21 protein-coding genes are annotated in these 22232 nt (G+C 66.5%); 12 read left to right on the forward strand and 9 right to left on the reverse strand.

Annotated features, from left to right (window positions below; all coding sequences use genetic code 11):
• Nucleotide 1: 1 nt before the first annotated feature.
• Entirely contained in the window at nt 2–550 is a 549-nt protein-coding gene (locus HMPREF2791_RS06310; protein WP_070475187.1) for a TetR family transcriptional regulator, read from the reverse strand.
• A gap of 271 nt (nt 551–821) precedes the next feature.
• Here HMPREF2791_RS06310 and HMPREF2791_RS06315 point away from each other — a divergent pair, with 271 nt between their 5' ends.
• Together HMPREF2791_RS06315 and HMPREF2791_RS06320 are read left to right on the forward strand one after the other, a co-directional pair.
• Nucleotides 822–1520 (forward strand): nuclear transport factor 2 family protein, encoded by a 699-nt coding sequence (locus tag HMPREF2791_RS06315; RefSeq protein WP_141764934.1) that lies wholly within the window; start codon nt 822–824, stop codon nt 1518–1520.
• Between the two features lie 107 nt (nt 1521–1627).
• A complete protein-coding gene (locus HMPREF2791_RS06320; RefSeq protein WP_141764935.1) occupies nt 1628–2029 on the forward strand; it encodes a hypothetical protein in 402 nt (133 codons plus the stop codon).
• Here the strand turns inward: HMPREF2791_RS06320 and HMPREF2791_RS06325 are convergent, their stop codons facing one another.
• Complete coding sequence (locus HMPREF2791_RS06325) at nt 2030–3076, reverse strand: YbjN domain-containing protein (RefSeq protein ID WP_070475190.1); 1047 nt, start codon at nt 3074–3076, stop codon at nt 2030–2032.
• A gap of 101 nt (nt 3077–3177) precedes the next feature.
• On the opposite strand from HMPREF2791_RS06325, the gene HMPREF2791_RS06330 reads away from it, so the two are divergent.
• From HMPREF2791_RS06330 to HMPREF2791_RS06370, 9 genes are read left to right on the forward strand one after another with little or no spacing between them, the layout of a single operon-like run.
• The gene (locus HMPREF2791_RS06330; RefSeq protein WP_141741387.1) at nt 3178–3357 is read left to right on the forward strand and encodes a hypothetical protein; all 180 of its coding nucleotides are present in this window, start codon (nt 3178–3180) and stop codon (nt 3355–3357) included.
• 1 nt (nt 3358) lies between these two features.
• Entirely contained in the window at nt 3359–4657 is a 1299-nt protein-coding gene (locus HMPREF2791_RS06335; RefSeq protein ID WP_070475192.1) for an MFS transporter, read from the forward strand.
• A 27-nt stretch (nt 4658–4684) separates the two neighbouring features.
• On the forward strand, nt 4685–5314 hold the full coding sequence (locus tag HMPREF2791_RS06340) for a type 1 glutamine amidotransferase family protein (RefSeq protein ID WP_070844767.1): 630 nt from the start codon (nt 4685–4687) through the stop codon (nt 5312–5314).
• A gap of 4 nt (nt 5315–5318) precedes the next feature.
• Nucleotides 5319–6122 carry an inositol monophosphatase family protein gene (locus HMPREF2791_RS06345; RefSeq protein ID WP_070844768.1) on the forward strand — a complete coding sequence of 268 codons (804 nt, stop codon included), beginning with the start codon at nt 5319–5321 and terminating at the stop codon, nt 6120–6122.
• Nucleotides 6123–6125: 3 nt separating this feature from the next.
• A complete protein-coding gene (locus tag HMPREF2791_RS06350) occupies nt 6126–6806 on the forward strand; it encodes a TIGR02234 family membrane protein (RefSeq protein WP_070844769.1) in 681 nt (226 codons plus the stop codon).
• Nucleotides 6807–6850: 44 nt separating this feature from the next.
• Nucleotides 6851–7669 (forward strand): indole-3-glycerol phosphate synthase TrpC, encoded by an 819-nt coding sequence (locus tag HMPREF2791_RS06355; protein ID WP_070475195.1) that lies wholly within the window; start codon nt 6851–6853, stop codon nt 7667–7669.
• 17 nt (nt 7670–7686) lie between these two features.
• Entirely contained in the window at nt 7687–8658 is a 972-nt protein-coding gene (lgt, locus tag HMPREF2791_RS06360) for a prolipoprotein diacylglyceryl transferase (RefSeq protein WP_083290273.1), read from the forward strand.
• A complete protein-coding gene (gene pyk / locus HMPREF2791_RS06365) occupies nt 8651–10075 on the forward strand; it encodes a pyruvate kinase (RefSeq protein ID WP_070844770.1) in 1425 nt (474 codons plus the stop codon). Before lgt ends, pyk begins: the two co-directional genes overlap by 8 nt.
• A gap of 18 nt (nt 10076–10093) precedes the next feature.
• Entirely contained in the window at nt 10094–12505 is a 2412-nt protein-coding gene (locus tag HMPREF2791_RS06370) for an excinuclease ABC subunit UvrA (protein WP_070844771.1), read from the forward strand.
• 600 nt (nt 12506–13105) lie between these two features.
• Here HMPREF2791_RS06370 and HMPREF2791_RS06375 read toward each other — a convergent pair.
• The 4 genes from HMPREF2791_RS06375 to HMPREF2791_RS06390 are packed head-to-tail and all read right to left on the reverse strand — an operon-like array spanning nt 13106 to nt 16789.
• Complete coding sequence (locus HMPREF2791_RS06375; RefSeq protein WP_070475198.1) at nt 13106–13486, reverse strand: hypothetical protein; 381 nt, start codon at nt 13484–13486, stop codon at nt 13106–13108.
• Between the two features lie 33 nt (nt 13487–13519).
• Nucleotides 13520–14158 carry a suppressor of fused domain protein gene (locus HMPREF2791_RS06380; RefSeq protein ID WP_083290274.1) on the reverse strand — a complete coding sequence of 213 codons (639 nt, stop codon included), beginning with the start codon at nt 14156–14158 and terminating at the stop codon, nt 13520–13522.
• A gap of 47 nt (nt 14159–14205) precedes the next feature.
• Nucleotides 14206–14955: an aminotransferase class IV gene (locus tag HMPREF2791_RS06385; protein ID WP_070844773.1), complete on the reverse strand. Its 750-nt coding sequence runs from the start codon at nt 14953–14955 to the stop codon at nt 14206–14208.
• Nucleotides 14948–16789, reverse strand: a complete 1842-nt coding sequence (locus HMPREF2791_RS06390; protein ID WP_070844774.1) for a chorismate-binding protein — start codon at nt 16787–16789, stop codon at nt 14948–14950. Before HMPREF2791_RS06390 ends, HMPREF2791_RS06385 begins: the two co-directional genes overlap by 8 nt.
• A gap of 268 nt (nt 16790–17057) precedes the next feature.
• Between HMPREF2791_RS06390 and HMPREF2791_RS12325 the strand changes: the two genes are divergently transcribed.
• The gene (locus HMPREF2791_RS12325) at nt 17058–17183 is read left to right on the forward strand and encodes an N-acetyltransferase (RefSeq protein WP_256365533.1); all 126 of its coding nucleotides are present in this window, start codon (nt 17058–17060) and stop codon (nt 17181–17183) included.
• On the opposite strand, the gene HMPREF2791_RS06395 is transcribed toward HMPREF2791_RS12325, so the two are convergent.
• Genes HMPREF2791_RS06395 through HMPREF2791_RS06405 form a run of 3 tightly spaced genes read right to left on the reverse strand, consistent with a single transcriptional unit; the run spans nt 17184 to nt 22208 of the window.
• Complete coding sequence (locus HMPREF2791_RS06395; protein ID WP_070844775.1) at nt 17184–19568, reverse strand: glycogen/starch/alpha-glucan phosphorylase; 2385 nt, start codon at nt 19566–19568, stop codon at nt 17184–17186.
• A gap of 42 nt (nt 19569–19610) precedes the next feature.
• Entirely contained in the window at nt 19611–20864 is a 1254-nt protein-coding gene (locus tag HMPREF2791_RS06400; RefSeq protein WP_070844776.1) for an amidohydrolase, read from the reverse strand.
• Nucleotides 20865–20867: 3 nt separating this feature from the next.
• Entirely contained in the window at nt 20868–22208 is a 1341-nt protein-coding gene (locus tag HMPREF2791_RS06405) for a DUF4921 family protein (RefSeq protein WP_246825473.1), read from the reverse strand.
• Nucleotides 22209–22232 lie beyond the last annotated feature (24 nt).

Consider the following 22232-nt stretch of genomic DNA (forward strand, 5'->3'; position numbering starts at 1 on the left):
CTCAGACACTTCGCTTCAGGCCGTCGAGCAGGAAGGCCACTGCCGCTGCGTGCTCGTCCGCGCCGTCCGTCTCCTCGTCCGCGCCGGTGGCCTGCGCCAGCTGCGCGGCGGATTGCTGCACCGCCGCATCGCCTAAGGTCAGCCGCAGCAAACCGAGGGCCGCGATGCGCACATTGCTTATCGACGCAGCCTCGCCCAGCCACGCCCTCACCGAGGCCGCGAACCTGGTCTCCAACTCTTTTTGCACCTGCGAGCCCGGCTGGCTCACCGCCGCGACTACGACCTCCGCGCCGTCGCGGGTGGCCAGCAGCGCCTCGCGCAGCTCGCCGCTTAAGCGTGCGGGATCGGACAGTGGGCCGTCGAAAAGCTCCTGCACAATCTCCTCCGCCATTGAGGCGATGAGTTCCTGCTTGTTGGCGATGTGCCAGTACAACGCGCCGGGCGCGACGGACAGCGAGTTGGCTACCCGGCGCATGGACACGTCCGCGAGACCGTACTCGGCGAGGATTGCCAGCGCCGCCTCGGTGATGCGCTCACGGGTTAACTGCATTCCTCCAACATAGACGCGCGCGTGGGCCGTCGGCGCGGAAAATACCTTTACGCGACCTCACAGAAACCCTCCAGAATGCTTGTATAGATGTCCAACGGGGGAAACAGTGAGTAGTTGGTACTATTTCTGGCAGGTCTTCACCGCGACTGTATTTACTGATACCGAAAAGACACGGAAGAAACAGTCGCTGGTGCCAGCCCGCGCCGTATTTCCGGGCGGGTCCGACAACGAGAGGTACAGGTATACCGTGAAGTTGCAAACGAAGCAGAGCTTGGCAGTCACGACGGCGGCACTCGCCCTCGTGCTACCGCTCACCGCGTGCGGGTCCGACGACGAAGGCGCCTCCGGCGGTCTGTCTACCGCCGCTGAGGCTCCTGAAGCATCCGCCGCGAACTCTTCCACGGAGGCCTCTGCTGAGAAGTCTGGAAAGTCTGAGGAGAAGACGGAAAAGACTTCGAAGACCTCCGAGAAGGAGAAGAAGGAAGAGAACAAGGACGGCAAGCAGAAGTCTAACCAGGCGCAGGGCGGCGAGGAGCAGCCGCCGACACTGGTGAACCCGTTTGAAAACGGCATGCCGGAAAACACCAACGAGCCGCTGGCCAACGGTAAGGAAGGCAGCGAGGACGACCGCCGGGAGATGGAAGATACCGCCCGCGCCGTGTTGAACCCGGGCTCGTTCGCGGACTGGACCCCGACCATCCTGGAGAACTCCTGCAAGGCGGTGACCGAGCCGATGCTTGAGGAGCTTGAGCGCCAGGGCATGAGCCTGGAGCAGGTCCAGGAGGCCAGCCGTCTGGCTGAGGAACAGGGCCAGGGCATCGAACTTCCGGAGACGGAGGTCAGCCTGACCGATGTGCGCATCGACGGCGACCGCGCGTCCGCAAGCTTGACCGCGAAGAGCGACCAGGGCGAAGAAACCTCGACCATGATCTTCCAGAAGGAAGACGGCCGCTGGAAGCTGTGCAACTAATCCGCAAGTCCGCACTGAGCGCCGGAGCTGGGCTCCTGGCGCTCGGTTGCGTTTTGGGCATCCTCGGCGGCGGGGTGTGGGCGTTGGTGAGGCCTGCATACATAGGCGTGGTTGAAGGAGGCGGCCTGCGGGTGGATCAGGCGGAAAGTCCCGCCAACGCCGAGTTTGCGGGCTTCGGATCGTTTGCCCTGCTTACCGCCTTCGCCGGTGTCGTGGTGGCCGCGGTCGCCCTGATCTCTGCGAACCGCGGAAGGGTCCGCGGTTCGGTGGCGTGGCTGCTCTGGGCTGGCACCGTCAGCGCGGTAGCTGCGGCAGCGCTGTACATTTTCGGCGGCTGGTTCGTGGGGGTTGTGCATCCCCTCCCGTCGCCGGACGAGCTTGCGGACGGCGACACGTTGACGATGGTCCCGCCCGTGCGACCCGGTGCCGCGTGGGCGGCGGGCCCGTTCGCGGCGGTGCTGGTCTACTGGGCCGCCAACCTGCTGGCCTACACCGGGCAAGACGAGTAGTCAGCGCCTACCGGGCCAATCCACCACCGAGTGGCCGGCCGTCTGCTGGCTCACGTGGTCGATGGCCGCCAGACACGCCGCCATGGCCGAGATGACAAATTCGCCGACCTGCTCAGGTGCGGCGCCCTCGGAGACGAGCATGGTGGACTCGGCGTGCATGTGCGCGGCACCGTCGAACTCGTGCAGGTAGGCGGAGGTAGCGCAGGTGCGCTCGTTGACATCGTTGCACACCAGCCATAGCGGCAAGAACGCATCCAAGGCGTCGCGGCCGGTGTCCCACATACCTGTCACTCGGGCATAGCGCGTGCCCGGTTCGCCGTCGATAGTCAGGGCAAAGGCCACGCCGTTGACGCCGGTGGCAATCACGTCGTCGTCGCCCACGCCGTAACGGAAATCCAGTTGCTCCAAGGCGTCGGTGAGATCGTCGATGCCCACCGGCGCGATGTCACCTGCCGGGCCGCCCACTTCGCGGTAGAGCTCCGGTGCCGTGGACACCTCCTGCCTGCCGCCGCGCGGCAAGTGCCGCAGCGAAGGGTGCCTGCCCAGCAACACGTCGGTGTCCTGGGTGCGCAGGAGCTGCGGCGGTAGCGGCTGGTCCAGGCCCGCGTCTACGAAACGCTCGCGCAGCTTCCGGTAGAACGCGGCGGCGTGCTCGAGGGTGTCGACCAATTCGGCGGCCAGTTGATCGTCGCTAAGCCCATGCTTGATGTGCACCCCGCGGCGCATCCGCGCGCACAAATCCCCGGATTCCAGCAGGCGGAAGCTCGCCCATGGCCCGACCCGGTCGTGGTTCCACGTGTTGATGAAGCGGGCGAGAGCGCCTGAGTGCTCGAAGTCTGTGGGGATGCGCTCTGCGGTGTCGATGACCAGCGCCATCGGGCGGGAGTAGTCCACCCAAATCGCCACAGTAAAAGCGTGAGCCCCGATGACCAGGCGGTCCGGACGCACCATCGGCTCGAAGCCGAGGCCCTCCAATACGGCAGCGACGCGCTCGAGAGTGACCTCGCCGGGGCGCTGTCGGCCCACCGGTGCAGCGTGCTTTCCCATACAGCGAGCATAACGCCCGATGCGAAGCCAGCGCCCTTGGATTCCGCCGCAACGTCTACAATGTCGGCGGAATCGACTTGGTTGCGAAGGAGGTCATTGCGGTGTCCGCTGTCGGGAATCCGATTTTGGTGGTGGTGCTCAGCCTTGTGGCGGGGCTTCTCGTCGGCGGAGTGTGGTCCAGCTACCAACGCGGCGCTCCGCGTGCGGTCACCGCCGTGCTCGCGCTTTTGGCTGTCATGGCCCTGCTCTTCGCGGCGCTGATGCTTCTGGAGGTGATGTGAGATGGCATGGTCCAAACAGCCGCTGACCCGCGGGGAAGTTGAATCGTTGACCAACGTGTGGCGCGCCCGCGGGTTGATCCCCGTGCTCGTTGCGGTGGCTTCGGCGTTCGCGGCGTGGGCGCTGCTGCTGCCGGTGGTGCCCACCGCGGTGATCGACGCGGGCCAGCCAGCCTCCCTGGCAGGGCTGTCCACCGGCGTGTTCATGTTCGCCACCGTGATCACGCAGATATTCACCCCGAAAGCGCTGAAGACGTTCGGCTTCGGCTGGGTTTTGGCCATTTCCTCGCTGCTGCTGGGCATCCCGGCGTTCGGCTACATGCTCGGCATGGACGCCGCACCGCTGCTGACCGTCAGCGCCATCCGCGGTATCGGCTTCGGCGCACTGTCCGTGGCGGAAGCCGCCATCATCGCCGAGCTTGTGCCGCTGCGACTGTTGGGCAGTGCCACCGGCATCTTCGGCATGGTCGTCGGCCTCGCACAGATGGTGGCGCTGCCGTCAGGCCTGGCGCTGGTGGACAAGATCGGCTACGACGCCGTGTACATGATCGCCGCCTCCATCGGCGCAATCTCGCTGGTGGCCTGCCTGGCCATCCCGCCCATTCCGCCGGCGGACCCGGACGCGGAGACGCAGCAGAGCGTGCGCGTGCCCATGTGGCACCTCGCGCTCGTGCCGGCGCTCGCCTTGATGTTTGTCACCACCGCCTACGGCGCGATCACGAACTTCCTCCCGGTGTCCATGCGTGAGCTCGACCCCGTCTCCGGCGCAGCGCTGGCGGGTGTGATGCTGGCGGTGCTCAACTTCGCCGCGATGGTGGCGCGCTACGTCGCCGGGCGGATCATGGACCGCCGCGGCTACCCGGGCAGCGTCATCATCCCGTGCCAGATCATCGCCGCCCTCGGTGTGGCGCTGATGGCGATGATCCTGTCCATGGAGCTGCCAGCGTGGACCATGCTTATCGCCGCGCTGTTCTACGGCGCAGGTTTCGGCGGGGTGCAGAACGAGGCGCTGACGATGCTGTTCTACCGCCTGCCGCGCCACAAGACCTCGGAGGCCTCGGCGATCTGGAACATCGGCTTCGACGGCGGTACCGGCTTAGGCTCCACGTTCTACGGGATGCTGGTGGCGCAGATGGCGTTTGCCCCGGTGTTCGGCATCGCCTCTGCGGTGATCACCATCGGCCTTGCCATCACGCTTCTGGACCGCCAGCTGGGCCGCCACCGCGTGGTGGAAGTGAACAACCTGTCCGCGCGCCTGAAGTCCGTGCAGGTCCCGCGGCCCTACCCGCGCAAGCGCCAGTAGTCTGCGAGGAAGCTACACTACGCACCTATGAGCGAGACAACCCCCAGCCCGACGGCCCCCGCTGTGGCAGTGTTCGACACGTTTTCGGGGACAGACCCGGCGGTGGCGGCGCTGCGCGACGCATTACGGGCTGAAGGGGTAAACGCGGAGGTCACCTCGGACCCGGCGAGTGCCGTCGCCGCGGACGGGCTGGTCGTGGCCGCCTCCGGTGACGCCGCCGAAGCGCTGCGGGCACTGCGCACCGCTCAGGCTGATCGCGTTGTGGGGCAGCGTCTCGCCGGATCGCGCCCGGTGCTTGTGGTCGGCGCCGCCATGGACGCGCTGTTCGAGCGCGGCGCGGACGGTGCGGCTGGGTTCGGGGAGTGGCCGGGAGGCGTCGAGAAGCTTGAAGCCCCCGTGGAGCGTGCGGAGGTTGTGGCCGCGGACGGTTCGTTGATGCTCGACGGCGCGCAGGAGTTCGAGTTCAACGCCGCCACCGGCGCCCGCGATTTCGAGCTGAAAGAGGACGAGTTCATCGCCTACCCGAAGCTGAGCTGGGCGGGCGAGGTGCTGGCCGCGGTGGAAAACGGCCCGCTGTGGGCGACGCGTTTCCACCCCGAAGCTTCCGGCGCGGCTGGCACCGGCGTGCTGCGCAACTGGATCTCGCAGCTGGGGTAGTGCGATGACCGATGTGACGGGGAACCTCAAGGCCGCAGAGGCGGCGGTTGACGCCGCCCGCGAAATCTTCGTCAACGAACTCGGCGCGGCGCCTGCCCTGCGCAAAGGCTCGGGCGACTTCGCCACCGCAGCGGATCTGGCAATTGAGGAGCTCCTGCGCGACAAGCTCACCGGCGCAACCGGCATCGGTGTGTTCGGCGAGGAGCAGGGCGGCAAGCTGGACGAGCACGCCTGCTGGGTGGTGGACCCCATTGACGGGACCTCGAACTATTCCACTGGCAACCCCAACTGCGCGATCCTGGTCTCGCTGCTGGTGGAGCGGCAGCCGGTGGTTGCGGTGGTGGACGCGCCGCTGCTGGATATGCGCATGACGGCTATCGACGGCCAGCCGGTGCATCTCAACGGCACCGAGCTGCCGCCGCTGAGCGAGGCCACGTCCGCGCCGCACGTCGGCGTCGGTTCCCTGTTTTCCCGCGACCGCAGGCGGATGCCGTCCAACCAGCGCCTGGACCTGGCGGGCGCGCTGACCCGGGCGCACCTGCGCCCACGGATCTCCGGTTCGGTGGGCATCGACTTGGCCTTCGCCGCCCAGGGCATCTACCAGGCCGCGGTGAGCTTTTCGCCGCACGTGTGGGACAACTCCGCGGGCATCCTGTTGGCTCGCAGCGCAGGTGCTGTGGCCACCGCCGGCGACGGCACGCCGTGGGAGCCCGGCAAGGTCGGGGCCGTAGTGGGCACCGCAAAGGCCCACGCCGCGGTGATGGAGGCGATCCGGAAGGTACGAGTTGATGCGGGCGAGGAGGAATAACGCATGAGTACAACTGCACAACCCGACAAGAAAGCCGCCCGCGAAGGGGCGATCGCACTCGGCGTCGCGGGCGCGCTGACCTGGATCAGCTCGCGGATGGATTGGGTGCGCGCCGAGTTCGTCGACGACATCTCCGGCGGCGGCGAGGCCAGCGTCAACGGCGCGGACTGGTCCACGGAGACCGGCGCGATTGCGGTGCTGCTGCTTGCCGGCATGGTCGCAGCATTTGCTTTGCGGCGCCTCGGCCGCCGCGTCATCGGCGTCATCTGCGCGGCGGCGTCCGTGGGGCTGGCGGTGCCGACTGTGCGTCTGCTCACCGGCGGGGCAGACCCGGAGCGGGTGCACGCGCTGCTGACCGCTGGCGCGGACGAGGCGCAGCAGGGCAATTCCGCGCCGGCGATCGCGCAGTGGGCTGAGATCACCTCCGCCACCACGGAGGTGGCCGGCCCCGGGCTGGCGCTCGCGGCCGCGGTGCTCGGCCTGGCCGGCGGGGTGCTGCTGGTCGCGCGGCCGGGTGAGGATTCGCCGCGGCAGCACAAGTACGAGAAGGAAACCGTGCGCCGGGAGAAAGTGCGCGAGGACTTGGAGGAGGATCCGCAGTCGGGCCGCGTGCTGTGGGACGCGATCAGCGCAGACATCGATCCGACGGATCCGGATTTCCGATCCTCCAAGCCCACCCGCTAGCCTTATGCGTGACAGGCCAGGCCCCTTGCAACTGGGAGGTAGCCATGCCGGCACCGAGCACACTCGACGACGTCGTCGCTGGTGTGCTTCGCGATGTTGCTAAGCGTGAGGCCGCCGTTTCCTTCAAAGAGATCAAAGCGCGCTCGCGCGATATGGCGCCGACCCGGGATGCCCGGGCGGCGCTTTTGCGTCATGGCTGCAGCGTGATTGTGGAGATCAAGCGCAACTCCCCGGTCTTCGGCCCCACCGGCGCCGGGCTTGCCAGCATCGAGGCGCTGGCCCAGAACATCGAAGCGGGCGGCGCCCACCTCATCGCGTGCCAGACGGAGCGCTTGCGTTTCGACGGCTCGCTGGCGGACATGGCCCAGGCCAGGGCGGCGGTGGAGCTGCCGATGATGTGCCGCGACGTGATCGTGGACCCGTACCAGATCCACGAGGCGCGCTGCTACGGCGCCGACGCCATCCCGCTGCAGGTGGGCATCTTGGACCAGGCCCGTTTCGAGGCGCTGTTGGACCGCGCCGAATCTCTCGGCATGGCTGCTGTGGCGGAGGTGCGCACCCCGGAGGAGGCGGACCGCGCGCTGCGCGCGGGCGTCTCCGTGGTGGCGGTGAACTCCTGGACCTTCGACACCAACGACCTGAACCGCAACGCGTTCGCCGAAATCGCGCCCGGGCTTCCCAGCGAAGTGATCAAGATCAGCCTTGGTGGCGTGGCCACTCCGCGCGATCTGATTAACGCCGCCTCCTGCGGCGCGGACGCGGTGCTCGCGGCGGAGGCCGTCATGGCGGCCGGGGACGTGCTCTCCGCGACGCGCTCGCTGGCTACCGCGGGCCAGCACCCCGCGTGCCCGTCGCGAAACTAAATGGCACACTGTTTGGCGTGCAAACGCTGAATTTGGCCAACATTCCGTCGCCGCCGCAGGGCGTGTGGCACCTCGGTCCCATACCCATCCGCGCCTACGCGCTGTGCATCATCACCGGCATCGTCGTCGCGATGGCGATCTCGCTGCGCCGCTACAAAGCGCGCGGCGGCAACCCGGAGACGGTGTGGGACGCGGCGATTGTGATTATCCCCGCCGGCATCATCGGCGGGCGCCTGTACCACGTGATCACGGACCACCAGAAGTACTTCGGCGAGGGCAAAAACCCTTGGCAGGCGTTCAACATCACCGCCGGGGGCTTGGGCATTATCGGCGCGGTCGCGCTCGGCGCGCTCGCGGTGTGGGTGATGATGCGGCGCAAGGGGCTGCCGATTGCCCCGCTTGCGGACGCGATTGCGCCGTCGGTGATCCTCGCCCAGGGCATCGGCCGGCTGGGCAACTACTTCAACCAGGAGCTCTACGGTGCCGAGACGGACGTGCCATGGGCGCTGGACATCTACTACCGCGTCAACGAAGCCGGCCAGTACGCGCCGCTGACGGGCCGCTCCACCGGTGAGGTGATCGCGAGCGTGCACCCGACGTTCCTCTACGAGCTGATCTGGAACGTCGCGGTGTTTTTCGTGCTTATCTGGGCGGACCGTCGCTTCCGCCTCGGCCATGGGCGTGTGTTCTGGCTCTACGTGGCCGGCTACACGCTGGGCCGCTTCTTCATCGAGTTCATGCGCCGCGACGAGGCGAACCTGATCCTCGGCCTGCGCGTGAACACGTGGGTCTCCGCCATCTTGTTCATCGTCGCCGTGGCGATCTTCTTCATGCTGCAAAAGGGGAGGGAGACCCCGGAGGAGGTTGACCCAGAGTACAACCGCAGGCCCACGGCAGACTCACAGGATCGGGAGTACCGTGGGGCGCTGAAGAACACGAATAACACCGACGACAACACCGAAGATAACGAGGTTGGTACACGTGGATAGAAGGACAAAGATCGTCTGCACCCTCGGCCCGGCCGTGGCCAGCAAGGATGCGATTTTGGGCCTGGTGCGCGACGGCATGGACGTGGCGCGCCTGAACTTCTCGCACGGCGACTACCCGGACCACGAGCAGAACTACCGCTGGGTCCGCGAAGCCACCGACGAGACCGGCCACGCCGTGGGCATCCTGGCTGACCTGCAGGGACCGAAGATCCGCCTCGGCCGCTTCGAGGGCGACGGCAAAACCTACTGGGAAACCGGCGAGACCGTCCGCATCACCGTGGACGACGTCGAGGGCACGCACGACCGCGTGTCCACCACCTATAAGCAGCTCGCCCAGGACGCGAAGCCGGGCGACCGCCTGCTCGTGGACGACGGCAAGGTCGGCCTGGTCTGCACCGAGGTCGACGGCAACGACGTGGTCTGCCGCGTCACCGAGGGCGGCCCGGTGTCCAACAACAAGGGTGTGTCGCTTCCGGGCATGGACATCTCCGTGCCGGCGCTGAGCGAGAAGGACAAAGCCGACCTGCGCTTCGCACTCGAGCTTGGCGTGGACATCATCGCCCTGTCGTTCGTGCGTTCCCCGGCGGACGTGGAGCTGGTCCACGAGATCATGGATGAGGTCGGCCGGCGTGTGCCTGTCGTCGCAAAGCTTGAAAAGCCCGAGGCGGTCGACGCGCTGGAGTCCATCATCCTCGCATTCGACGCCGTGATGGTCGCCCGCGGCGACCTGGGCGTGGAGATCCCGCTCGAGCAGGTGCCGGCGGTGCAGAAGCGCGTGATCCAGATTGCGCGTGAAAATGCGAAGCCGGTGATCGTGGCTACGCAGATGCTCGACTCCATGATCGAGAACTCGCGCCCGACCCGCGCGGAGGCCTCCGACGTGGCCAACGCGGTGCTCGACGGCGCGGACGGCGTGATGCTCTCCGGCGAGACGTCCGTGGGCGTGGACCCGCATAACGTGGTGCGCACGATGAGCCGCATTGTGCGCTCCGCGGAGACCATGGGTACCGTGCCGCCGCTGAACCACATCCCGCGCACGAAGCGCGGCGTGGTGTCCTACTCAGCCAACGACATCGCCGACCGCCTCAACGCGCGCGCGATTGTCACCTTCACCACCTCCGGCGATACCGCCCGCCGCGTGGCGCGCCTGCACCCGGATCTGCCGCTTCTGGTGTTCACGCCGGTGCAGCAGGTGCGCTCGCAGCTGGCCATGACGTGGGGCGCGGAGACGTTCCTGTGCGAGGAGGTCCACAGCACCGACGACATGATCAAGGTGGTGGACCGCCAGCTTCTGGCCATGGAGCAGTACAACGAGGGCGACACCATGGTTGTTGTCGCAGGCACCCCGCCGGGAGTTGCGGGCACGACGAACACCATCCACGTCCACCAGCTCGGCGAGGACACGCGCCGGCAGTAACTGGTTACGCTGGTGGGCATGCCTGAAACAGGAATTGAAGTTCGCGACGCCCACCTGCACAACCTCCGCAACGTGGATGTGGACATCCCGCGCGGCACGCTCGTCGCGGTGACCGGGGTGTCCGGCTCCGGCAAGTCCTCGCTCGCCTTCGGCACCATCCACGGCGAGGGCCAGCGCCGCTACCTCGAGTCGGTGGCACCCTTTGCCCGCCGCCTGATCGGTTCTGCTGTGGACCCGCAGGTCGGCTCCGCGGAGGGCCTGCCGCCAACGGTGGCGCTGGAGCAGTCCACCTCCGGCGGCGGCGCGCGCTCGACGGTGGGCACTGTCTCTGCGCTGTCCAACAGCATCCGCCTGCTGTACTCGCGCGCCGGCGACAACCCGACGGGGCTGTACTCCGACTCGTTCTCCCCGAACACGCCGGAGGGCATGTGCCCGACGTGCCAGGGCACCGGCGTGGTGCACGAGCCCACGGAAGCATCGATGGTGCCGGACCCGACGCTGTCCATCGAGGACGGTGCGATCCAGGCCTGGCCGGGCGCGTGGGCCGGCAAGAACTTCCACGACATCCTGGCCACGCTGGGCTACGACTTGGATTCTCCTTGGCAGGAGCTGCCGCAGGAAGACCGCGAGTGGATCCTGTTCACCGAGGAGCGCCCCGTGGTCACCGTCAAGCCGCTTCGCGGCGAGGATCAGATCCAGCGCAACTACAAGGGCACGTGGCGCTCCGTGGCGTCGTATTTGACCAACACGCTCGCCGAGACCCAGTCCGACACCCTGCGCAAACGCGTGCTGTCCTACATGGAGTCGCGCGTGTGCGAGACTTGCCAGGGTCGCCGCCTCAATCCGGAGGCCCTCAAGGTCACCTACGCGGGAATGCCTATCGACGAGCTCGGCGCCCTGCCGCTCGACCAAGTCTATGAGGTGCTGGCAGCGCAGGATCCGTCCGAGGGTTCGGCCGAGGACCTGCTGCTCAAGCAGATCCTGCCCGCGCTGCAGTCCGCGCTCGACCTGGGCCTTGCTCACTTAAGCTTGGACCGCCCCGCGCCGACCCTGTCCGCCGGCGAGCTGCAGCGCATCCGCCTGTCCGCCCAGCTGCGCTCGGGCCTGTTCGGCGTGGCGTACGTGCTAGACGAGCCGTCCGCCGGCCTGCACCCCGCCGAACGCGGAGCCGTGCTGGACATCTGCCGCCGCTTCATCGACGCCGGCAACTCGGTCCTGCTGGTCGAGCACGACATGGAGCTCGTCGCCCAGACCGACTGGCTCGTGGACGTCGGCCCGCTCGCCGGCGAGCGCGGCGGCGAGGTGGTCTACTCCGGCCCCACCAGCGACTACACCGGCGACGCACCCACCGCGAAGGCGTTGGCGAACCGGGCACTTTCGCCTAACGACGACCCACGGTCCGCTACCGGCGAACTAGTTTTGTCCGGCGTCTCGGCCCGCTCCATCGACGGGTTGGACGTGTCGTTCGGGATGGGCCAGTTCACCGCGGTGGCCGGCGTGTCCGGCTCCGGCAAGTCCACGTTGGTCAGCACGGTTCTCGCGGGCGTGCTCCGCGACGCCGCGTCCACCGTGGTCGAGGAAGAGGACGAGGTGGCGGGGGAGGCCGGATGGACCGTCGATAGGCAAGAAGGCTTCGACGCGGTGAGCCGAGTCGTGCAGATTACCCAGAAGCCCATCGGGCGCACGCCGCGCTCGACGCTGGCGACCTACACTGGGCTGTTCGACGGCGTGCGGAAACTGTTCGCCGGCACCGACGAAGCGAAGCGGCGCAAGTGGACCGTGTCGCGCTTTTCCTACAACGTGAAGCAGGGGCAGTGCCCGACCTGCGGCGGCGCCGGCAAGATCGAGGTCGAGCTGGTGTTCCTGCCCGGCTCGTACACCACCTGCCCGGACTGCGGCGGCGCGCGCTACAACGACGAAACCCTCGAGGTGACCTGGGAGGGCCTGACCATCGCGCAGGTGTTGGAACTGACTGTCGACGAAGCCGCCGACGTCTTCGCCGACGAACCGAAGATCCTGCGCGCCGTGGAAACCCTGCAGGCCGTGGGGCTGGGCTACCTGCGCCTGGGCCAGGGCGCACCGGAGCTTTCCGGCGGCGAGGCGCAGCGCATCAAGCTGGCCACCGAGCTGCAGCGATCCCGCAACTCGCGCCGGGGCCACACCGTGTATTTGTTGGACGAGCCGACCACCGGCCTTCATCCCGCTGATGTGGCGTTGCTGGTCAAGGAGCTCAACAGCCTGGTCGACGCGGGCCAAACCGTGATCGTGGTCGAACACGACCTGTCCGTCATCGCGCAAGCCGACCGCGTGATCGAGATGGGCCCCGGCGCCGGTGCAGAGGGTGGTCAGGTGGTGGCCACCGGAGCCCCCGCCGAGCTGGTCGAGCGCGACACCGCAACCGGGAAGGTGTTGGCCGAGCGGTCGGCGTAGGTCGCTGTCGGTGGGGGCTATGCAGCTGCATAGTGCTGTGGGGGTAGTCCTTCGCTATGCAGCTGCATAGTCGCGGAGCCTCCGTTCGCGTGGTTCGTTGGAATGCCCTCCTAAACGAAACGTGCAAAAGTTGACAATTGGGACGGCCGTCCAGGTTTAACGGTGCAGGTCAGACGCTTATAAGTGTTGCCGCATGTAAATTCATACAAAACACGAGCAGGCAAAGGGCTTGAATCACTATGCAGCGGCATAGTCTTGTTGGCTGATTTCACTATGCGACGACATAGTTCTTCAAGCCGAACCAACTATGCAGCTGCATAGTTTTCTGCGATAGTCGGTCCGTCTCAGAGGAGATTGGCTCAGCTTCGTTGACTATGCAGCGGCATAGTCTCGTCGGCCGGGATTGCTATGCAGCTGCATAGTTTTTCGCGATGCCTGGTCCGCCTCGGGGGAGGTTGGTTCAGCCTCGTTGGCTATGCAGCGGCATAGTCTTGCTGACCGGTCCCGCTATGCAGCGGCATAGTCTCGGCACGGTCATCCACTATGCAGCTGCATAGTCGAACGAGGGGGATCGGATCACTTCACGTGCTGGATTCCGGGTTACCGTTCTTGCCAGATGCGAAGCAGCTGGTTTTCGGTGTAGGCGTAGTCGGGGTCGACTGCCGCGATCGCGCGGGTGAGGCGCTCTTCCCACCGCTGCATGATTTCCGCACCAAGAGGGCCGATCGGGCCGTCCGGGTTCTCCACGGCGGCGTCAAGCACGATGCCGGCAATTTCGACGTCGGGCCGCGTCCAATTGCGCCCGTCGCTTATCTCCAAAAAGGTGCGACAAGCTGCGAGCGCCTTATTCGGATCTTCGAGTGGTGCTTCATGGAACAGCATCGCGGTGGCCCAGTGGTGCATGGCGAGAAGCTCGTCGCTATGCGACGGCGCTTCCGCCTCCGCCGTGCCGATCTTGTGCTCGATTTTGTGGCAAAGCACCGTTCTCTCCTTGGTTTTGCTTGCCTGCCTGGGCTAAACCGCGGATGGGCGGCCGGGGTATACGCCTTCGGCAACGCCAAGATCGTAGAGCTTGCCCAAAATGTCGTCACCGGCGAGGTACGCCCGCAGTTCGTCGGTGTAGATGGGGTAGACGCCGAAGAAGTGGACGGTGTCGTCGCCCACAGGCGTGCGCAGAAAATCTCCGTCGGCGTCAACCGTGAATGCGCTGCCGATGATGAAGCCGGAGAATTCGCTGCCCGGATAAGTCTCGCTCGGGTCGAGCCCTGCCTGGCCCGAGGTTCCGTAAGACAGCCACGTATCCATGTCTTTGGGGAGGCGTGCGGTGGACTTGAGCAGGGTTATTGGCCAGCTGATCGCGTCGCCTTCGGGGCCGTTTTGCGAGCCAATCTCCGCAAGTGGCCAATCGTCCGGAAGCGTCATCACCAGCTCTGTGCGGTTGAATTCTTCCTTCCCGGGTGGCATCTGCATCCGGTAGTCATTCATCCCCGAAGTGCACAGCGTCCAGAATTGACGCTGCTCGGTGGGGGCCCAGCAATAGACGTCGATGTGCAGTTCGTCCGAGATGAGCTCGTGAAACACCGAATAGTCCTCGCCCAACAGCGGGGCAAGTCGGGAGTGTACAATGTCTTGTGGAATTTGCGGGTTAGTCATGTGACCTAAAGTACGCAAATCACGCGTTCGTGACTGATAGCGGGTTGTCAGTTTCCTGTGATGTGTTTAAGCCCCCGGCTGAACCCGCCCCACCACCAGTCGCACCACTCAACAAAGGAGGGGTGCACCGGGGGAGTGATCACGGCGCCACCGGCGTGCAGTTCGCTGACCGGGCTGATGCCGTGCAGGGAGTTGAGGAACCACAGCGGGCGCTCGGCGGCGGCGTCGGGGTACAGCCGGCGCCGCTCAACACGCATGCCCAGCCGCTCAGCCCGCGAAACAACCTGGTGCAACGTCACGCTCGGGAGCCACACGCCGTCGGGGAGGCACAGGGTGTCGCCGTCCCACATCACCAGTGCGCCGGTGGTGGTCTCCAGCATGGCGCCATGCTTATCCGCGATCACCGTGTCGTCCGTCCCCGCCACCTGGTACCGCGAACGGTACGCACGGAACGCGGCGAAGTCGGGTCCCTTCACCTCGGGACGTGTGCGCGGGTCGGGGGCCTGCGCAAATGACAGTGATGTGGTGGGGCGCGGGGGAGGGGCGGAGCGGACGTCGAGAAGCAAAAGCCCCTGCGACAGCGCGATGCGGGGGAACAGTTCGCCCTCGGACAGCAGTGGCATGAGCTTATCGACGAACCCGGCAGGCAGCGGGCCAGCAGCGCGCGAAAACCGCTGAAGGTGCAGGTCGAGGCCGTTGGTGTGGCCGGAGGATTGACGCCAGGAATCGGCGACGTCGAGGGGCACGTCGGGGACATCGCGCTCGACGAACGAGCCGTGCCAGGCGTACCTACGCATCCCACGCCCCCAGCACGGACTGTGCCTTCAAGTTGCGCTCGGCGAGTTCGGCCTCTGGGTCGGAGGCGAGCACGATCGCTCCGCCGGCGCCCACGGTCACAGTGTCGTCTGAGCGCACGGCGGTGCGGATCACCACCGACAGATCGGCCTGACCATCGAAGCCGAAGTAGCCCAGAGCGCCGGAGTAGACGCCGCGCGGGGAAGTCTCCAGCCGGTCGATGATCTCGCAGGTGCGCAGCTTCGGCGCGCCGGTCATGGAGCCGGGCGGGAACGTCGCGCGCACGGCGTCGACGGCGGTGTGGCCCTCGCGCAGGCGGCCAGTGATGGTGGAGACCAGCTGGTGGACGGTGGCGTAGCTCTCCACCTGCATCAGCCCAGGCACGCGTACGGTGCCGGGCTCGCAGACGCGGGAGAGGTCGTTGCGGAGCAGATCCACGATCATGAGGTTCTCGGCGCGGGTTTTCGCATCATTCAGCAGCGCGGGGTCCTCATCGGCGGCGATGGTGCCCTTGATCGGCTTCGCCTCCACGTCGCGGCCGCGCACGGTGAGGAAGCGTTCGGGTGAGGCGCTGGCGACTTCGACGCCGTCGAAAAGCAGGTGCGCGGCGTACGGCGCCGGGTTGTGTTCGCGCAGCGCAGCATAGATATCGCCGGTTGCGCGCGTGGTGAAAGTGTCGGTCAGGCACACCTCGTAACTCTCGCCCGCGCGCAGCAGCTCCTGTGCCTCTTTGATGCTGGCGAGGTAGTCCGGGTTGCTCCAGGAGCCTTCGCCTATCGACGCCCCTCCGGCCGTGCCCGCCTCCTCAAGCGCCTGTGCAAGCCGGTCGAGCAAGCCGTCGGCGCCGTCGCCGGCCAGGGCGCAGAGGTGCGCGGCTTCGGCCTCGTGGTCGTAGACGATGAACGACTGCGGGCGCACGAAGTACGCGTCCGGGTAGGGCGAGCGGTGGCGCAGCGTGATCGGCATGGTCAGCTCGGCGCACTCGTAGCCCAGGTAGCCGATCCAGCCGCCGGTAAATGGCAGGTCGGGCGCGTCGAAAACCGGGGTGGATAGCTCGGTGTCGAGGGTGTCGAGCACGTTGCCGTCGCCAAGCGAATAGCGAATGGAGCGCGAGAGTGCACCCGCGGTGTCGCCGAGGATGGAGTAGCGCCCGCGCGCATCGGCGGAGTCGAGGAAGAACGCGTCGTTGCCGTCGCGTGTGATCGCATTGAAGACGCGCTGGCAGTCGAGCGCGCCGGGCACCTCGTGGTGGATGACGCGCCAGCCGCCGAGGAAGTTGCGCATGAGTGCCGCGCCGTGCTGGGTGAGCACAGATTCCGGGTGGAATTGCACGCCCCAGTGGTTCAGCCCGTCGACCTTGAGCGCCTGGATCACGCCGTCCTCGCTGCGGGCATGCACGGTGATGCCGGGAACCTCCTCGATGTGCAGCGAGTGGTAGCGCACCACCTCGAAGTCCTGCGGGATGCCGGCGAAGATACCCTCGCCGGAATGGGCGACGGTGGAGACGAACCCGTGGCGCGGCTCGGGCGCGCGGGTGACGCTGGACCCGGCGAGCATGGCCAAACCCTGGTGGCCGAGGCACACGCCGAGCAGCGGGATGCCGGTATCCGCGGCTGCCTCGATGACGCGCCGGGCAGGGCCGAAGTCCTCCTCGCGCTCCGGGGTGCCGGGGCCGGGGGAGATGACCACGTGGCTGAACTCGCCGGCGCGCACCCGCGGTGGAAGGTCGCCGGCCTCGCCCGCGGGGACCACGAGGGGCTCGCGGCCGGCGGCCTCGGTAATGAGGTGGGCGAGGTTGAATGTATATGAGTCGTAATTGTCAACGAGCAGAATCATTGTGCCGAGATCGTATAGCGTTTAGCTGCATGGACGCCACAATCCGGCCAGCTCGCGCCGAAGACGCCGCCACTGTCGCCGCCGTGCACAACCGTTCCCGCGCCCAAGCGTTCCGCGGGCATATCGCCGACGAGGTGCTAAACGACTATGCGTCGCTCGAGCGCAAGTGGGCCGAGTACTTCGACGCGCCGGACGGCCGCGTCCACCTCGCGGAAGTGGACGGCGAGGCGGTGGGCATGGCTTACGGGGTGCCCGGTGAGCCCGCGTTTTGTGGGTCGCGGAGTTCAACGAGCGCGCCCAGGTGTTCTACGCCAAGCAGGGCTTCGCCTTCGACGGCGAGGAAACGCACCACGCGGGCGACGGCATCACCTTGAAGCGCATGGTGCGCGGCTAGCTAGTTGATCGGGGTGGGCTCGATCTTCCACACGTCCTCGGCGTAGTCGCGAATCGTGCGGTCGGAGGAGAAGCGGCCAGACTCGCAGATGTTGATCCAGCACTTGCGGGCCCACTCGTCCGGGTCTGCGTAGTAGTCGGCTGCCATGCGGTCGCGGGTCTCGCGGTAGGCGGCGAAATCGCCGAGCACGTAGTAGACGTCCTGCTCGCCGTAGCCGTTGTCTTCCAGCAGCGAGGCGCGGATGTCGTGGAAGGCGCCGGTGCCGCGGTCGTCCAGGGTGCCGTCGACGAGCGCGTCGAGCGCGCGCATGAGGCCCGGGGTCTGCTCGGCCACCTGGCGCGGGTTGTAGTGCGACTTCAGCTCCGGCAGCGCCTCCTCGCGGGCGCCGAAGATGTAGGCGTTGTCCTCGCCGACCGCGTCGACGATTTCCACGTTCGCGCCGTCCATGGTGCCCAGGGTGAGCGCGCCGTTCATCATGAACTTCATGTTCGACGTGCCCGAGGCCTCCTTGCCGGCGGTGGAGATCTGCTCGGAGACGTCCGTGGCCGGGATGATCTGCTCGGCCGGGGAGACGTTGTAGTTCTCCACAAACACCACGTGGATGTACTTCGAGGCATCCGGGTCGTTGTTCACCAGCTCCGCGATGGTGTTGATGAGCTTGATGATGCCCTTGGCGGTGACGTAGCCGGGGGCGGCCTTCGCGCCGAAGATGAAGGTGCGCTTCGGCACGTCGCGCTCCCCGTCGACCGTGATACGGAAGTACAGGTCCAGGATGTACAGCGCGTTCATGAGTTGGCGCTTGTACTCGTGCAGGCGCTTGATCTGGGTGTCGTAGATGGAGTCCGGGTCGATCTCCACGCCCTGGCGCGCGGCGATCCACTCGGCGAAGTCGCGCTTGTTCGACGCCTTGATGTCGCGGAGTTCGTTCAGCACCTTTGGGTCGTCGATAAGCGGGCGCAGCTCCTTGAGCTTGTCCAAGTCGGTGACCCATGCGTCGGAGCCGGAGAGGCGGTCCAAAAGCTCAGACAAACGCGGGTTGCACATGCGCAGCCAGCGGCGCGGGGTCACACCGTTGGTTTTGTTGTTGAAGCGCTCCGGGTACAGGCCGTGCCAGAAGCCGAGGGTGTCGCGTTTGATGATCTCGGTGTGCAGCGCCGCCACGCCGTTGACGGAGTAGGAGGCGTAGCAGGCGATCCACGCCATGTGCACGCGACCGTCGTGCACCGGGGAGTAGTGGTGCGCCGTCTCCGCGTCCACGCCGCGGGCCTCCATGTCCAGGCGGTAGCGGCGGTCGATCTCTTCCACGATCTCCCAGATGCGCCAGAACAGCTGCTTGAAGATGGATTCCTCCCACGTCTCCAACGCCTCCTGCAGCACCGTGTGGTTGGTGTAGGCGAACGTGTGGGTGGTCACCTCCCAGGCCTCGTCCCAGCCCAGGCCGTGTTCGTCCATGAGCAGGCGCATCAGCTCGGGGATGCCAAGCACCGGGTGGGTGTCGTTGAGCTGGATGGAGTTGTACTTGTGGAAGTCGCGCAGGTCGTCGCCGTGGGCGGCGCGGTAGTCGTCGATAAGCTCCTGCAACGATGCGGAGCAGAAGAAGTACTGCTGGCGCACGCGCAGAAGCTTGCCGGCGTAGGTGGAGTCATTGGGGTAGAGCACGCGAGTGATGTCGTGGACGGCCTCGCGCTCCAGGATCGCGTCGGCGAAGCGCTGGGAGTTGAACGCGTCGTAGTCGAACTCGGCGATCGGGGAGGCGTCCCACAGGCGCAGCGTGCCCACGTTGTCCGTGCCGTAGCCGGTGATCGGCATGTCGTAGGGGATGGCGCGCACGTGCATGTCGTCGAAATTCACAATGCGCTGCTCCGAGCCGCGGCGGATTATGAAGGGATAGAAGGACTCCTTCCACGCGTCCGGGTGCTCGCGCTGGAAGCCGTCCTCGAACTCCTGGCGGAACAGGCCGTAGCGGTAGAGCAGGCCGTAGCCGGTGAGCGGGAAATCCTGCTCGGCGGCGGAATCGAGGAAGCAGGCGGCCAGGCGCCCCAGGCCGCCATTGCCGAGCGCGGCGTCGTGCTCAGCCTCCAGCACGTCCGAAAGCTCGAAGCCATTCTCTTCGGCGATAGCCTTCGCCTTATCGACGAGCCCAAGGTTAGTCAGGTTATTCAGCAACGCCCGACCCTCCAGGAACTCTGCCGAGAAGTACGCCGCACGGCGGGTGTTCTTGTAGGTGTTGCGGGTTTTATCCCAGTTGTCGGCGATCTGCTCGACGGTGGCGGCGGACAGGCCAGTCCAGAACTTCTTCACCGTGGAATCTTGCGGTGCGCGGCCGGAGAAGCTGCGGACGTGGCCCTCGACGGTCTGCTCGAATGCTGGCTGAGATGCAGTCATGGGTCCCGAGCGTACCGGCGCGATCGGGAACGTGCAGGTGAGCTACTTAGCCAGGTAAGTCAGCGCGGCGGTCAGGCCCGCGCGGGTGGAGGCGTCGATGGTGGGCTCGTATTCCGGCAGGAAGGTGGACATGTGGTTGACCGGCACGTCCTCGCCGACGCGGTCTTCCTCCACGGCCTTGTCCCACACGTCGTGGGGCGTGCAGCCGATAAGCCAGAAGAAATACGGCGCGCCGTAGGCCTGGCCGATGACGGGGAAGTCCTCCGAGACAGTCTTCGGGTCGGCGGTGACGGAGGCGTCGCCGAAGACGCCGTCGAACTCCTCGCGCACGCGGGTGAAGACTTCCTCGTCGTTGTCCAGTAGCTCGCCGTGGGCGAAAAAGGAGATCATGGCCTGTTCAAGCGAGCCGGAGGCCAGCACCTCGGCGTGGACAACGCGCTTGATGGCGGAGTACACCTTCGCCTTGACCCGGTCGGAGTAGAAACGGCAGTTGAGCACCAGCTCGGCCTCGCCCGGGATGATGTTGTTGGTGGTGCCGGCGTGCATGCTGGCCACGGTGACCACGGCGAAGTCCGCCGGGTCCACCTCGCGGCCCACGATGGCCTGCAGGCGGGCGATGATCATCGCGGCGGTGTAGGTGGGGTCGATGGCGTTGTGCGGCATGGAGCCGTGGGCGGCGCGGCCCGGGATCTTGATGCGGATGGAGTCGCAGGCGGCGAACTGGGGGCCCGGCTTGGACATCACCTCGCCGGCGCGGCCCGGCATGACGTGCTGACCGAAGACCACGTCGGGGGCGGGCACCTTCTCGGTCAGGCCGCCGTCGGCCATGTCCTGGGCGCCGGCGCCGATCTCCTCGCCCGGCTGGAACAGGGCGATGAACGTGCCGGACCAGTGCTCGCGGGTGTTGTCCATAAAGTCGCACATGCTCAAAAGCGCGGTGGTGTGGATGTCGTGGCCGCAGGCGTGCATGGTGCCCACGGTCTGCCCGTCCGCGGTCTTGGCCACCTTGTGGGAGGCGTACGGCGCGCCGGTCTGCTCGGTCACCGGCAGGCCGTCGAAGTCCGCGCGGTGCATCACGGTCGGGCCCTCGCCGTTTTCGAAGACGGCGCAGATGCCGAACTTGCCGATCGGGGCGATGACTTCGCAGTCGAAGCGTGACAGCTCCATCATCAGGCGGCTGTAGGTCTCCTCCTCCTGCAAGGACAGCTCCGGGTTGGCGTGCAGCAGCTCGTAGAGGCGGCGCTGCCACACCTCGTCCACGGAGTAGGAGCGCAAAATCTCGGAAATACTACTCAAAACTCATCTCTCCAAATTTGGGTTATATCGCAATAGGTTGGGCGCCGGGGTGCATTCCTCGGCGATGCGCAACGACGCAGCCACGTGGCCGTCGTCACGCAATGTGCGAAGTGCCGCGGTGGTGCGGTCGTGCATGTCAAACGGCGAGAGCGTGTTCACATAAATCTGCGTGCCGCCCTCGAATCCGGCGAGGGTGGAAATGCGCCATTTCAGGTTGATACGCCACGGCATGGGCACGTCCAGGTCCACGGGGCGGTAGTGCCACTCCTCGTTGGTGGCCACTTGCCCGCCGGTGGCGGCGTGCGCCGCGTGCAGCAGGTCGGACACCGCGCGGACCTCCTCGTCCGTGTGCTCCCACGGCTCGCTGGCGCGCGACTTCGAGTACACCGTCATGGTGGGGTAGCGGTGGCCCACGCCGGCGGTGAGAATGGCGTAGTCGTTCTCCGCGATCACCAGGTTTTGGTAGAACGCGTGGTTGACACCCCAGTCGTTGTACAAGTTCAAATTCTGGCGCAGCTTCGCCGTCTCGGTCTCGGCGTTGACGCCGCGCTCGTCGATGGCCACCAGCTGCTTGTGCAGGTGCTCGAAGGACGCGCCGGCGGGCGAGAGCCAGTTTTGAAACACCACCACGTAGCGGGCGTAGGTGTGCTGCTCCACCAAGTCGCGCAGTGAATCCACGGTGAACGCGATGAAACGGTAGTGCTCCTCCGGGGTCAGCGACCCGGAGCCGGCGAGCTGCGCTGAGTTCTCCGCCCCGTCCACGAAGTGGCGCCGGCCGATGATCACGTCGTGGCCGCCGCCGAAGTACGCCGGGGCCAGCTCAAGCAGCTCGTCCTCGGGCCTGTCCGGGTCCTGGCCTGCCGCGGCCAGGCGCGTGCGCACGATCTGAAGCACATGCTCGCGCCCGGCGGGGTCGGCCAGGTAGCGGTCCATGTGACTGCGCCGCGCGGCCGGCATTTCGTAGCCGTAGTTTTTCTGCCAGTAGTCGTAGCTGACAATCTCGAACAGGTTGGGCACCCGCCGAAACTGCGCGACCGTGTTGTCCAACTCGTCGGGCATGGCGTCGCGCAGGATGGCAAACCCGTCGCCGTCGGCGATGAGCCGCGATTTCTCCGGCGGGGTGCGCAGCTTGCGCGCTTCGCAGAAATTGCAGGTGTCCGTGTGCGCGCCGGGTGCAAGCGGCTCCGGCGGGGCGCCAGCTGCGGCCAGGGGCCTGTTGCCGCGCCCCGGCACCGTCCACACCTCCGTGCCGGAGAACGGATTAACCTGCTTTAAGGTCCCGTCCGCCATGGTCCGCAGCGCAACGTGGTAAGAGTGCGCTGGGTTCACGGCGGGGTTGGACATGCCCGCAACCATACCGGTTAGCCT

The organism is Corynebacterium sp. HMSC034A01 (assembly GCF_001838175.1).
Classification (GTDB): Bacteria; Actinomycetota; Actinomycetes; order Mycobacteriales; family Mycobacteriaceae; genus Corynebacterium.